Below are 13,613 nucleotides of genomic sequence, written 5' to 3' on the forward strand. Positions count from 1 at the left end.
GCTCTACAATTCAATCCCATCTCGCTTGACGCTTTCGGCGGCAACGCGTTAGCCCATGCCGCAATCTCGAAGTGCGGAAACCTCAATGTCGGATGTGTTCGGACTGGTCATGCCCTTTTTCGGGCTGATCCTCGTGGGCTGTATCGTCGCCCGCTTATATCGCCAGCCGCTGGAAGCGCTTGGCTGGATGAACACATTCATCGTCTATGTCGCCCTGCCGGCGCTGTTCTTTCAGCTTCTGGCCAGGACACCGGTGGAGAAACTCACGGAGTGGAGCTACATTTTCGGCTCCGTTTTTTCCACCTACGTCGTGTTTTCGCTGATGTTCGCCGGCTCTCTGCTGGCTGAGCGCGGCGCTATCGCCGAAGCGACGATCAAGGGACTGGCGGCCTCCTACGGCAATATCGGCTATATGGGCCCCGGATTGGCGCTGCTTGCCTTCGGCGAAGAAGCTGCCGTTCCGGTGGCTTTGATCTTCTGCTTTGAAAATATCGTCCACTTCGCGGTGGCGCCGATGATGATGGCGCTTTCGGGAGGCGAAAAAAGACCACCGCTGCAGCTTGCGTTCGGGGTTTTGAAGAAAATAGTCCTGCACCCGTTCATCATTGCCACTGCAGCCGGGGTGGCGGCGGCTTACGTCCAGCTCCGGCCACCGGTGCCGCTGGAGCGCTTGCTGGATTATCTGGCGCAGGCGGCGGCACCTTGCGCGCTGTTTGCCATGGGAGTGACGCTGGCATTGCGACCGTTGAGGCGGATGCCCAGGGAGATGGCGCCTTTGGCAGCCCTCAAGCTCGTGGTGCATCCGCTGCTTTGCTATTTCGTGCTGAGCTGGGTCGGGAATTTTTCCGACGTCTGGCTTTTTTCGGCCGTCCTGCTTGCTGCATTGCCCACCGCCACAAATGTCTTCGTGATTGCCCAGCAATATCACGTCTGGGTGGAGAGAGCCTCGGCAAGCATCCTCGTCACGACATGCCTTTCCGTGGGCACGGTGACGGGGTTGCTCTATATGATCAAATCCGGAATCTTGCCGGCAGACCTGTTTCCCTGAACAATCAATAGGTTCTTGCGCGGGGCTCAAGTCCTGCGCGGAGTGTGGCGCCGAGTGCGGCGAGCCCGCTGCCCGGCTTCAATCCTTCACGCATGAACAAGGCACGCAGGGGTGCGAAGCCGCCGAGAACGCTGAGTCCGGCGCTGCGTAGAATCTGAGCAGGCAACAGGTTCGACAGCAAGGATTGATTGAGCAGCCCGACCGCGCCCGTGCGGGCGAGGATATCCGGCCGGCGGCTCCTGTCATAGGCAGCCAGTGCGCATGCGCTGCCGGGATCGGAGCGATGCTGCGAGGCGATCTCCACCAGTTGCTGAATGTCGCGCACGCCCAGATTGAGTCCCTGCGCGCCAATTGGCGGGAAGACGTGAGCGGCCTCGCCCACGAGCGCGATGCGGTCCTTTGCAAAGCGGCGCGGCAAGGTGGCTGAAAGCGGATAGATTTGACGCCCCGGCTCCACGGTAACGCGGCCGAGCATCGACTGCATGCGTTCTTCGGCGCGTCGCGACAGCGCCGCGTCGTCCAGCGTCATCAATTCATCTGCGGTTTCCGGCCGGACGACCCATACGAGGCTGGAGCGGTCCCCCGGCAAAGGCACCTGCGTGAACGGCCCCGTTTCAGTGTGAAACTCTGTCGAAATGGAGCCGTGCGGCCGAGTGTGCGTGAAATTAAGCACCAGCGCCGACTGCGGATAGGGGTGCGTGTAGGTGGAAATGCCCGCGGCTTCCCGCGCGGGCGACAAGCGGCCGTCCGCGGCGATGGCAAGCGACGCCGACAGGGATTTGCCGTCGGGCAGGATGGCGCGCACGCGATCCGTTGACGGTTCCCATCGCTCCACGAAGGTTTCATGCCAGTCGATCCCCGGATGACCCGCCACGGCCCGCCAAAGAACGGCATTGAGGTGACGGTTGGGGATATTCAGCCCGAAGAAAGGCTCGCCGATCTCGCTGGCGTGGAATGTGACGACCGGACTGCGGATCAGCCTCCGGGTCGCATCCACGATGCGCATGCTGCGCAGTGCCGCAGCCTCGGATTCGAGCTCTCCCAGAATGCCGAGCGACTCCAAGAAATGGAGGGCAGGGGCCATCAATGCGGTGGTCCGGCGATCCGCGTCGTTGACGCCCGGACCTATGAGATGCACGGAAAACCCCGCATGTGCCGCCGCCAGCGCGGCGGTAAGCCCGGCAGGACCGGTTCCCGCAACTATGACATCGACAGTTCCAGCAGGCTCCATGGCAAACCCTCATCAGCAATCCAGCAGGCCGGGCGCGAAGCCAGGCACCTGAATCTTCATATAGGTCCGGGCCCTGCGGTTGATCAACGCGGCTTTTGCGCCCATTGCGGCCGGACTGACGCCGCCGCCGCCCATGCCCTGGCATCATGAATTTGTTCTGGATGACCAGTCCGCGCTGTTTACGCCGGGCGAAAAACAGGGAACAAAGCATTTTTCAACGTGGGTTGCCGATGCGATACCGCTTGTATGGATGCTTGGGCGTCTAGTAAGTTCAACCTGACCAGGGAAGAGGGACATTCCATGGCCGATGAGGGTAGGGCAGCAAGCAGGGATTTCACAACCGTCCATCGATCGACGATGACGAACCCCTTAGCGGCTTCCGGATCGCGCCGGAAATGGTGACAGCACGATCCGGCATGAGCAGGTCCGCCTGCGGCCGGCGCCGGAAATTCGCAGGCCGCTCGGCTAAAATCTGCAAACTGGACTGGCGAGGCCCGTGATACCCAAGCCCGTGAAACGCAAGAAAGTAACCTGGCCGCAAGCGAAGGCCTTTTCGGTCCATTTGCTGACCGCGTCCGGCTCCTTCCTCGCCTTCCTGTCACTCGTGGCGGCAAGCGAGCAGCGCTGGACGGCGATGTTCTGGTGGCTGGGGCTGGCGCTCTTTGTCGATGGCATCGACGGTCCGATCGCGCGCAAGCTCGAGGTCAAGGACGTGCTGCCGACATGGTCGGGCGAGTTGCTCGACAACATCATCGACTACGTCACCTACGTGCTGATACCGGCCTTCGCGCTCTACCAGCGCGGTTTCATGGGCGATGGCCTGTCGTTCCTGTCGGCGGCGCTCATCGTCGTTTCCAGCGCGATCTACTACGCTGACACCGGCATGAAGACGAAGGAGAACTTCTTCAAGGGGTTCCCGGTGGTGTGGAACATGATCGTGTTCACGCTGTTCGTCATACAACCGGGCGAACTCGTTTCCTTTGCTGTTGTCGTGATTGCGGCGATCATGACCTTCGTGCCGATGAGCTTCCTGCATCCGGTGCGTGTGAAGCGGTTGCGAGAGATAAACCTGTCCGTTTTCCTCGCATGGTGCGCCTTTGGAGCGATTGCGCTCGTACAGGCGATGGAAGCCCACGAATTGGTGAAGATCGGCATCGCCGTGACCGGCGTCTACCTCTTCTTCATCGGCGGCGTCATGCAAATCTTCCCCAATCTCGGCGCCAGAAAGGTTTGAGTCGTGTCAAAAGCCGTTCGCGTCCACACCCATGGCGGCCCTGAAGTCCTGACCTACGAGGATGTCGATCCCGGTCGACCGGGCGAAGGGCAGGTGCTGGTGCGTCACACCGCGATCGGCCTGAATTTCCTCGATACCTATTATCGTAGCGGCCTTTACCCCGCGCCGAACGGCCTGCCGATCGTGCCCGGCGGCGAAGCGGCCGGCGTGGTGCTCGAAACCGGGGCAGGCGTCGACTGGCTGCGGGAGGGGGACCGCGTCGCCTACGTGACGCCTTTCGGCGCTTACTGCCAGGAACGCGTGGTGGCAGCCGACAGGTTGGTCCGGATTCCCGCAAGCGTGAGCGATGAGCAGGCAGCGGCCATGATGCTGAAAGGCATGACCGCTGAATATCTGTTGCGCCGAACCTTCGAGGTGAAGCCCGGCCACACCGTCCTCTATCATGCCGCAGCGGGCGGGGTCGGCCTCATTCTGGGGCAATGGGCCAGACATCTGGGCGCGACCGTCATCGGCACGGCGGGTTCGGCGGAGAAGATTGCGTTGGCGACGGCGCATGGATTCGACCACGTCATCAACTATCGCCAGCAGGATTTCGTCGAGCGGGTCCGCGAAATCACTGGCGGCAAGCTGTGCGATGTCGTCTACGATTCGGTCGGCAAGGACACCTTCCCCGGTTCTCTCGATTGCCTGCGTCCGCGCGGCATGTTTGTGAGCTTTGGCCAGTCGTCGGGCCCGATCCCGCCATTCAACATGGCGCTTCTGTCGCAGAAGGGCTCGCTCTACGCTACGCGGCCGACCCTGTTCACCTATACGAGCAGGCGTGAAGACCTCGAAGCCTCGGCAAACGCGCTTTTCGACGTGGTTTCCAGAAGCGTCGTCACGGTCCAGATCAACCAGCGTTATCCCCTCGGCGAGGTCGCGCAGGCCCATCGCGATCTGGAAGGGCGCAAAACCACCGGAACGACCATTCTTATCCCCTGAAATTCTTGAAGCTCTTTCAAGCTGAAGCATGGTTTTGCGTTGTCAGAACGATATGCTTACGATAGTGGCGGGAACATAAAAACGCAGCAATGGGAAATCCGTGGCGACTCCTCCTGAGACGTCCGACGCCAACCTCCTCGAGGTTCGCGGGCTGACGAAAATCTTTGGCACGCTGAAGGCCTGCGACCATATCGACTTGACAATCGGTAAGGGAGAGATTCACGCGCTGCTCGGTGAGAACGGCGCGGGTAAATCCACGCTCGTTAAGATGCTGTTCGGCACGCTGGAGCCGAATGCCGGTGAAATCCTCTGGAACGGACAGCCGGTGCGGATTTCCAATCCGCACATTGCCCGCAAGCTGGGCATCGGCATGGTCTTCCAGCATTTTTCGCTCTTCGATGCACTGAGCGCAGCGGAAAACATTGCCCTTTCGCTGGACGACAAGACGCCGATCTCAACGATTGCGGCCAAGGCCAAGGCGTTGTCCTACTCCTACGGGCTGCCGCTCGATCCGCATTCGCTGGTCGGCGACCTGTCCGTGGGCGAGCGCCAGCGCATCGAGATCATCCGCTGCCTGCTGCAGGCGCCCGAGCTCATCATTCTCGACGAGCCCACGGCGGTTCTGACGCCGCAGGAAGCCGACAAGCTGTTCGAAACATTGGAACGGCTGCGGGCGGAGGGCAAGTCGATCCTCTACATTTCGCACCGGCTGGAAGAGGTTAAACGCATCTGCGACCGCGCCACCGTGCTGCGTCACGGCAAGGTCGTCGATCATTGCGATCCGCGCCAGGAAACCGCGGCATCGCTTGCGCGCATGATGGTCGGCAGCGAGGTGCAGGCCGTGGTTCGTCCGCCGGTCGAAGACGCGAACAACCAGGCGGCGCTGCTTGAGGTGCGTAAGCTGTCGCGGGCGCCTGCAACACCGTTCTCGATCCCGCTGCGCGACATCAGCCTGGATGTCAGGGCCGGCGAGATCATCGGCATTGCTGGCGTTGCCGGAAACGGGCAGGGTGAGTTTTTCGAGGCTGTTTCAGGCGAGGTCCAGCAGGCCGATGCCGGTTCGGTGCGCATTCGCGGCAAGGACGCAGGTCGCCTGTCCATCACCGGAAGGCGTCTCCTGGGCGCGGCTTTCGTGCCCGAAGAGCGGCTGGGTCATGGCGCGGCACCGCGCATGACATTGTCGGAAAACATGCTGCTGTCGCGGCATGCCACCGACAGGAAGGCATTTCTTGGTGTCGCGGGGGTGGTGCGCAAGCACGCCATATCGACGGCATCGCAACGCGTGATCGAGGAGATGGACGTTCGCAAGAGCGCACCCGATCCTGAGGCTGCCTCCCTTTCAGGCGGCAACCTGCAAAAATTCATCGTCGGGCGAGAGCTCGACCGGCGGCCGGCGGTCATGGTCATCAACCAGCCGACCTGGGGCGTGGATGCCGGTGCTGCAGCCCATATCCGTCAGGCCCTGATCGAGCTTGCCCGTAGCGGTTCCGCCGTCCTCGTCATCAGCCAGGACCTGGACGAACTGTTCGAAATTTCGGATGCGATAGCAGTCATGCACAATGGCATGCTGTCCCGGCCGATTCCGATCGCCGAGGCCACGCTGGAGAAGATCGGCCTGCTCATGGGCGGCGCCGAACCAGGCCATGTCGAACATTCCAGGGAGCCGGCCTGATGCGCATCGAACTCGTCAAGAGGCCGCAACGCTCGGCGCTTTTCAGCGCCTTGTCGCCGTTCATCGCGCTGGCGTTGACCCTCGTTGCAGGTGCGATCATGTTTTCGCTGCTGGGCAAGAATCCGCTCGATGCCTTGTATTATTACTTCATCGATCCGCTGCGCGAGGTCTGGTCGCTGCACGAACTGGCGGTGAAGGCCGCGCCGCTCATCCTCATCGCGATCGGGCTTTCGGTCTGCTTTCTGTCCAACAACTGGAATATCGGCGCCGAAGGCCAGTTCATCATGGGCGCTGTGGCGGGCTCGATCCTGCCGGTGATGTATCCCGATTTCCAGTCATGGGTCGTCCTGCCGCTGATGCTGATCATGGGCATGGCCGGCGGTGCGGCTTATGCGGCCGTGCCGGCATTGCTGAAGACGCGCTTCAACACCAATGAAATCCTGACCAGCCTCATGCTGGTCTATGTGGCGCAACTGTTCCTCGACTGGATGGTGCGCGGCCCCTGGCGCAACCCGCAGGGCATGAATTTCCCGGAAACGCGGAACTTCCATGAATATGCGATCCTGCCGGAAATCTGGGCGTCGTCGGGCAGGGCGCATTGGGGATTTATCTTCGCGCTCGTGGCAGCGGTGGCGGTGTGGTTCATGCTGTCGAAGACCCTGCGCGGTTACGAGGTCAAGGTGCTCGGGCAGAGCCCCAGGGCAGGGCGCTTCGCGGGCTTCTCCTCCGCGAAGATGGTGTTCTTCGCCTTCGTCGTTTCAGGCGCGCTTGCCGGGCTTGCCGGTATCTCCGAAGTCTCCGGCGCGATTGGCCAGTTGCGGCCGACAATCTCTCCCGGCTACGGCTTCACGGCGATCATCGTTGCCTTCCTCGGTCGGCTCAATCCACTCGGCATCGTCGCAGCCGGTCTGGTTCTGGCGCTCTCCTATCTCGGCGGTGAGGCGGCACAGATTTCCATCGGCGTCTCCGACAAGGTCGCGCGTGCCTTCCAGGGTCTGCTGCTGTTTTTCGTGCTCGGCGCCGACACGCTGATCCACTACCGCATTCGTTTTGTCGCGACCGGCTCGCGCAAGCTGGAGGCATCCCATGGGAATGCTTGAAGCCATTCTCATCACGATCGCCACGGCCGCGACACCGCTGCTGATCGCCGCAATCGGCGAACTGGTGGTCGAGCGCTCTGGCGTTCTCAACCTTGGCGTAGAGGGCATGATGGTGATGGGGGCCGTGACCGGCTTCGGTGTCGCGCTCATCAGCGGTTCGCCCTGGCTCGGTTTCCTTGCCGCGATATTGGTGGGTGCGCTGTTTTCGCTGCTTTTCGCATTCCTGACGCTGACGCTGGTGACCAATCAGGTCGCGACCGGCCTTGCGCTCACCCTGCTCGGCCTCGGTGTTTCGGGCATGCTCGGCGAGAGCTTCGTCGGCCTCCCCGGTGTGAAGCTCGGCAGCATCTACATTCCGGTGCTGACGGACCTGCCGCTGGTCGGCAAGTTCCTGTTCGGGCAGGATCCGATCTTCTACCTCTCGCTGCTGCTCACCGGGAGCGTTGGTTATTTTCTCTTCCGCACACGCGCGGGCCTTACGCTTCGTTCCGTCGGCGACAACCATGCTTCCGCCCACGCCCTCGGCATCAACGTCATTCTCATCCGCTATCTGGCGGTGATGTTCGGTGGTGCATGTGCGGGATTGGCCGGTGGCTATCTTTCCATCGTCTACACCCCGCAGTGGGTCGAGAACATGACGGCGGGCCGCGGTTGGATCGCGTTGGCGCTGGTTGTGTTCGCGTCCTGGCGGCCGTGGCGGGTCCTGGCTGGAGCTTATCTGTTCGGCGCCGTCACCATCGGCCAGCTCCACGCGCAGGCACTGGGCATAGGCGTGCCGTCGCAATTGCTTTCGTCGCTTCCCTATCTGGCGACAGTTGTCGTTCTTGTACTAATCTCGGGCAACCGGCGACTGACAATGGTAAACACACCGGCTTCACTGGGGCGGCCGTTTGTGCCAGATCGCTAAAACAAAAGACGGGATAAGGGCCCCCGGGCAACCATTGAGAGGATCAACTCCATGAAAAAAACCATTCTGTCGTTTGCCACGGCAGCCGCAGTGATGGCGTTCGGCACGCTGGCCGCCGAAGCCAAGGTCAAGGCCTGCTGGATCTATGTCGGCCCCATCGGCGACTTCGGCTACTCGTACCAGCACCACCAGGGCCTGCTGGAAGTGCAGAAGGAACTCGGCGATCAGGTCGAAACGGCCTATCTCGAAAGCGTTCCGGAAGGTGCCGACGCCGAGCGCGCCCTGGAGCGCTTCGCACGTTCGGGCTGCAACATCATCTTCGCGACCTCCTTCGGCTTCATGGATGCGACGAACAAGGTTGCCGGACGCTTCCCCGACGTGAAGTTCGAGCACGCTACCGGCTACAAGCGTGAGCACCCGAACGTCGCGACCTACAATTCGAAGTTCCATGAAGGGCGCTACGTGCAGGGCGTGATCGCTGCCAAGGTGTCGAAGACCGGCGTTGCCGGCTACATCGCCTCCTTCCCGATCCCGGAAGTCGTGCTGGGCATCAATGCTTTCATGCTTGGCGCGCAGTCGGTGAATCCGGACTTCAAGGTCAAGGTCGTGTGGGCCAACACCTGGTATGACGCCGGCAAGGAAGCCGACGCCGCCAAGGCGCTGATCGACCAGGGCGTCGACGTCATCACCCAGCACACCGATTCCACCGCGCCGATGCAGGTTGCCACCGAGCGCGGCGTGAAGGCCTTCGGCCAGGCCACCGACATGATCAAGTTCGGCCCGGAAACCCAGCTCACCGCAATCGTCGATGATTGGGGTCCGTACTACGTCAAGCGCGTCAAGGCCGTGATCGACGGCACCTGGCAGCAGCATGACGTCTGGGACGGCATGAAGGAAGGCAACGTCGTGATGGCGCCGTTCACCAACATGCCCGACGACGCCAAGAAGGCTGCCGAGGAAATCACCGCCAAGATCACGTCGGGCGAGTTCAACCCCTACACCGGCCCGATCTTCAAGCAGGACGGCAGCGAGTGGCTGAAGCCCGGCGAAGTGGCCGACAACGGCACGCTGCTCGGCCTCAACTTCTACGTCAAGGGCGTGGACGACAAGCTGCCGCAGTAAGCGCCGGCACGATTCCGAACAGGAAAGGGCGCCGCGAAGGCGCCCTTTTTCATGCCCGGATTGGCCCGGATTGGCCCGGATTGGAATGAGATGAGGGGTAGAGCATTTTTGCAGCCGGACGGAATCGTCTGGCGTCGCATACATGCGGCCAGGAAACCAAGCTGGGGCAGCGACGCGTTCGTCAGAACGTCCGCTGTTTCCGCGTCTTAGACCGCTATGCCGTAGAGGTCGTAAGCGTCGGTCTGCTCAATCTTGACGGTGACGATGTCGCCGGTACGCAGCGGGCGGCGCGACTGGATATGCACCGAGCCGTCGATTTCCGGTGCGTCATATTTCGTGCGACCCTTCGCCGACAGGCCATTGGCCTCGTCGACGATCACCTGCAGGCGCTTGCCGACCTTCTTCTGCTGCTGCGCGGCCGAAATCTTCTGCTGGCGCTGCATGAAGCGGTGCCAGCGCGCCTCCTTGATCTCCTCCGGCACCTGCTCCAGACCGAGGTCGTTGGAGCGCGCGCCACCGACCGGCTCGTATTTGAAGCAGCCCGCGCGGTCGATCTTCGCTTCGTCCAGCCAATCGAGAAGCATTTCGAAATCTTCCTCCGTCTCGCCGGGGAATCCGACGATGAAGGTTGAGCGGATGGCAAGGTCAGGACAGATCTCGCGCCAGCCGCGGATACGGTCGAGCGTCTTTTCGCCATGGGCGGGCCGGCGCATGTTCTTCAGCACCTGCGGCGAGGCGTGCTGGAAGGGGATGTCGAGATAGGGAAGTATCTTGCCTTCCGCCATCAAGGGGATCACATCGGCAACGTGCGGGTAGGGGTAGACATAATGCATGCGCACCCACACGCCGAGTTCGCCGAGCTCCTGCGCCAGATCGAGGAATTTGGCGCGCACCTCGCGTTCCTGGAACAGGCTGGTCTGGTACTTGATGTCCACGCCATAGGCGCTGGTATCCTGGGAAATGACAAGGATTTCCTTCACGCCGGCCTTGGCGAGTTTTTCCGCCTCGCGCAGCACGTCGCCCGCCGGGCGCGAGACGAGATCGCCGCGCAGGGCAGGGATGATGCAGAAGGTGCAGCGGTTGTTGCAGCCTTCGGAAATCTTGAGATAGGCATAGTGGCGCGGCGTGAGCTTGACGCCCTGCGGCGGCAGCAGATCGACAAACGGGTCATGCGCGGGCGGCGCCGCTTCATGCACGGCAGCCATGACGCTTTCATAGGCTTGCGGGCCGGTGATGGCGAGCACGTTGGGATGCTTTTCGCGGATCAGTTCCGGCGTCGCGCCCATACAGCCGGTTACGATGACCTTGCCGTTTTCCTTCATCGCTGTGCCGATGGCGTCCAGCGACTCGTCCCGGGCCGAATCCAGAAAGCCGCAAGTATTGACGACGACCAGATCTGCACCGTCATGCTTGCGGGCGATCTCATAGCCTTCGGCGCGGAGACGCGTGATGATCCGTTCGGAATCGACAAGGGCTTTCGGGCAGCCAAGGCTGACAAAACTGACGCGGGGCGCGGACATACTCAGGTTCCAAATTGAAATCGCCGGCGTCGTGCCGGCGATTGGTCTACCGATATTCGGCGATGGTTTCGCAGACTAATCCGAAACCGGTGCGGCGAATATCACAACTCCCACGTCCTTGAAAAGGCGCTGCAACACTATCTGTATGCAGCCGCTTCCCCGCCGAACCAGGGCTCCAGAAAGCCGAACTGCTCGGGAAACTCGGATACCGCGCCATCCAGCAGCATGTTGATTGCCACATAAAGGATGATGAGCAGGCCGACATAGGCGATCCAGCGGTGACGGTGGAGCAAACGTGCGATGAAGGAGGCCGCAAACCCCATCAAGGCGATGGAGAGGGCAAGTCCGATGATCAGGACGGTGGGGTGATCCATCGAGGCGCCCGCCACCGCCAGGACATTGTCCAGGGACATGGAAACGTCGGCAATCACGATTTGGGTGGCCGCCTGCATCAGCGTCTTGCGCGGTGCAGCGCCGTTCCGTTTCACATTTCCATCGGAAAGAATTTCCGTGGCTTCCTCTTCCTCGGCCTGGGTGACGCGCAGTTCGCGCCACATCTTCCAGCATACCCACAGCAGCAGCAGCCCGCCCGCTATGAGCAGCATGGGGCCGATTGCGAGAAGCCATTGCGTGATAAGGGCGAAGATGATGCGCAGCACGGTAGCCGCGCCGATGCCGATAAGGATTGCTTTCTTGCGTTGATCCGCCGGCAGGCCGGCTGCGGCAAGGCCGATAACGATTGCATTGTCTCCGGCCAGAACCAGATCGATGGCCACGACCTGAAGCAACGCTGCAAGACCTGCGGCTGTGAAAATTTCCATTGGCGGGTTGTCCCTGTTTTCCGGCTCTCCCTTGCGCAGGGCGTAACGCGCAATCTTGCCAAGCGTCAACTCTCAATGGCGATCGTGATCACAGCCGAACGTGTTTCGCGACCGGCGCGTTCCGCACATGACAATCGTCATGCTGTTGCTGCTGGCGAGTTGACGTGACAATCGCGCAGACGCTAGAAGCACGAAGCACCGCCTCGAGCATCTGCACGCGATTACCCGGAAAATCCCGGGAGGCCGCGACAGGAGTTCAACGTCCCCGGAGGGATGGCCGAGCGGTTTAAGGCACCGGTCTTGAAAACCGGCGTGGCAGCGATGTCACCGTGGGTTCGAATCCCACTCCCTCCGCCATCTTCTCAATTTAACGCTAGCTCATTCGCTGCTGTCGTCACCAACCTTCGAACATAAGATCCTTGCAGACAGGAGATTAGTATGCGCATAAATGCGCATACTAATCTCAATAGGGAGGCTTGAATGGCGATCAATCGACTAAAATATTTCCGGGTCACGAATGCCGAGACACAGACCCAAACAGCTACGGCGGTCGGCGTAACGCAACCAACGTATCAACGCTGGGAGACGGGAAAGACCGAGGTCCCCAAAAGTCATCTTGCCAAGTTAGCAAAGCATTTCAAGACCACCGAATTGGAATTGCTTGGTCGCCACCCGCCGAAAGAGGCGGCGTTCTATGACGATAAAGCTCTGCTGGATTTGCAATATTACGGTGAGTGTGCGGTGCATTTCGTCGGCGGAGGTGAGCCTTTAGTGCTTTCGATTTCAGAGGCAGCGCACGCCCAAGCATATCGTGAGTTGCAAAGCGATAAGCGATTCATCGTTATCAAGGACTTGGGCAACCGTACAGTGGCGATCCGACGCACGGCGATTTCCGAGTTTTATTTTTCCAGTGAAGCTTATGATACCTATGGGCCGGATCATAATGACTACAAACTGGCAACGCTCATCCAGATGCCTGACGCCCGCGACTGGGTCATCGTAGAGGCCATTCGAGATGAGGAGGCTGCCGGAGGCAACTACACGTCGCGTTTCGCTAAGGACGATGTTGAGCGCATCCGACGCCAGATCATGATTACGGACGAGCAGTTCGGTGAGTTGGTCGCCAACGGTTTCATTAAACCCGAGGACCTCGCAGTTGAAAGGGCCGCAAGGTCGGCGGAAACTGATGAAATTTTAGCCCTTACTCACACAGTAACGATCCAGCTCTCGACCGGCAGGCGGCGTGAAATCGCCCATCTCGACTGCAACCTTTTCGAATGTATCGAGCCTCTTATTGATATCCACCATCCTTATAGCGATGCCGACGAACCGAACATGATCCGGTTACCGTATGAGGGGTATCATCGCACCGCGTTCTTCAACCCGAATATGCTGGATTATATTTCGTTCCCGACCCACAAAATCGAAGAGGATGAAGTCGAGAGCTATGACGACGGGCTGATGGAGGGCGATAAAGCCAATAGTACCGATTCCATGTGACTAAGCCATTAAGGTCCAGGAGGGGGAAGGGACTCAATATGGAGGGAGGCTCGAGGACTAAGGGGAAGATATAGGGCACATCGCTATTGCGCTCCCTCCGCCATGTCCCGACCAATTCTCTGACGCCTTCCGCCCTGCCGTTTTGATTTATGGCTCCTCCGGCTCGCAGGGGTCTTGTCCCTTGAAGTCGCGAGACATGCAGCCGTATTTGTCGAACATCTTGCCGGTCGTGCTGACGGCCTTGCCCATTCCGCATCCGCCGAGCATCAGTAGCGCAAGAAAGAGTAGGGCCAGCCGCATTACGTATTCCGCCTGTTTCAGTTCGATGCGGATCGCAAGCTAGCGGAAAGAGATGGTGAGATCACGTCCCAATCATCGTTGCGGATTGAAGAACAAGGGCGGCAGCCGCCCGGCGGCAAACCGGTACGTTGGTCGGGACGCGCCCGTTAAAATAGAACAAATAAAGAACGAAGTACT

At 60.6% G+C, this 13,613-nt stretch carries 12 protein-coding genes and 1 tRNA gene; 9 read left to right on the forward strand and 4 right to left on the reverse strand.

All coding sequences use genetic code 11. The features are described from left to right. Positions 1-85: 85 nt before the first annotated feature. Positions 86-1,048 carry an AEC family transporter gene (locus C7441_RS03315; RefSeq protein ID WP_109611701.1) on the forward strand — a complete coding sequence of 321 codons (963 nt, stop codon included), beginning with the start codon at positions 86-88 and terminating at the stop codon, positions 1,046-1,048. A gap of 4 nt (positions 1,049-1,052) precedes the next feature. On the opposite strand, the gene C7441_RS03320 is transcribed toward C7441_RS03315, so the two are convergent. Further along, complete coding sequence (locus C7441_RS03320; RefSeq protein WP_109611702.1) at positions 1,053-2,279, reverse strand: UbiH/UbiF family hydroxylase; 1,227 nt, start codon at positions 2,277-2,279, stop codon at positions 1,053-1,055. Positions 2,280-2,775: 496 nt separating this feature from the next. Between C7441_RS03320 and pcsA the strand changes: the two genes are divergently transcribed. The 6 genes from pcsA (at position 2,776) to C7441_RS03350 (ending at position 9,295) form a co-directional block, all read left to right on the forward strand. Beyond that, positions 2,776-3,513: a phosphatidylcholine synthase gene (gene pcsA / locus C7441_RS03325; protein ID WP_244916051.1), complete on the forward strand. Its 738-nt coding sequence runs from the start codon at positions 2,776-2,778 to the stop codon at positions 3,511-3,513. A 3-nt stretch (positions 3,514-3,516) separates the two neighbouring features. Next, positions 3,517-4,494 carry a quinone oxidoreductase family protein gene (locus C7441_RS03330; RefSeq protein ID WP_109611704.1) on the forward strand — a complete coding sequence of 326 codons (978 nt, stop codon included), beginning with the start codon at positions 3,517-3,519 and terminating at the stop codon, positions 4,492-4,494. A gap of 100 nt (positions 4,495-4,594) precedes the next feature. Continuing rightward, a complete protein-coding gene (locus C7441_RS03335; RefSeq protein WP_109611705.1) occupies positions 4,595-6,166 on the forward strand; it encodes an ABC transporter ATP-binding protein in 1,572 nt (523 codons plus the stop codon). Further along, a complete protein-coding gene (locus C7441_RS03340; protein ID WP_019171115.1) occupies positions 6,166-7,266 on the forward strand; it encodes an ABC transporter permease in 1,101 nt (366 codons plus the stop codon). The genes C7441_RS03335 and C7441_RS03340 overlap by 1 nt, the downstream gene beginning before the upstream one ends. Continuing rightward, a complete protein-coding gene (locus C7441_RS03345) occupies positions 7,253-8,173 on the forward strand; it encodes an ABC transporter permease (protein ID WP_210205604.1) in 921 nt (306 codons plus the stop codon). Before C7441_RS03340 ends, C7441_RS03345 begins: the two co-directional genes overlap by 14 nt. Positions 8,174-8,224: 51 nt before the next feature. Continuing rightward, positions 8,225-9,295, forward strand: a complete 1,071-nt coding sequence (locus C7441_RS03350; protein WP_019171113.1) for a BMP family ABC transporter substrate-binding protein — start codon at positions 8,225-8,227, stop codon at positions 9,293-9,295. A gap of 206 nt (positions 9,296-9,501) precedes the next feature. Here the strand turns inward: C7441_RS03350 and rimO are convergent, their stop codons facing one another. Beyond that, positions 9,502-10,815 (reverse strand): 30S ribosomal protein S12 methylthiotransferase RimO, encoded by a 1,314-nt coding sequence (gene rimO, locus C7441_RS03355; RefSeq protein WP_109611707.1) that lies wholly within the window; start codon positions 10,813-10,815, stop codon positions 9,502-9,504. A gap of 137 nt (positions 10,816-10,952) precedes the next feature. Further along, positions 10,953-11,636 (reverse strand): TerC family protein, encoded by a 684-nt coding sequence (locus C7441_RS03360; protein ID WP_109611907.1) that lies wholly within the window; start codon positions 11,634-11,636, stop codon positions 10,953-10,955. Positions 11,637-11,903: 267 nt separating this feature from the next. Here C7441_RS03360 and C7441_RS03365 point away from each other — a divergent pair. Then, positions 11,904-11,993: transfer RNA gene (locus C7441_RS03365), tRNA-Ser, on the forward strand. A 123-nt stretch (positions 11,994-12,116) separates the two neighbouring features. Next, a complete protein-coding gene (locus tag C7441_RS03370) occupies positions 12,117-13,136 on the forward strand; it encodes a helix-turn-helix domain-containing protein (RefSeq protein ID WP_109611708.1) in 1,020 nt (339 codons plus the stop codon). Between the two features lie 147 nt (positions 13,137-13,283). Here C7441_RS03370 and C7441_RS23940 read toward each other — a convergent pair whose 3' ends face one another. After that, positions 13,284-13,436, reverse strand: a complete 153-nt coding sequence (locus C7441_RS23940; RefSeq protein WP_019171110.1) for a hypothetical protein — start codon at positions 13,434-13,436, stop codon at positions 13,284-13,286. Positions 13,437-13,613 lie beyond the last annotated feature (177 nt).

The sequence above is a fragment of the Pseudaminobacter salicylatoxidans genome (assembly GCF_003148475.1).
Taxonomy (GTDB): domain Bacteria; phylum Pseudomonadota; class Alphaproteobacteria; order Rhizobiales; family Rhizobiaceae; genus Pseudaminobacter; species Pseudaminobacter salicylatoxidans.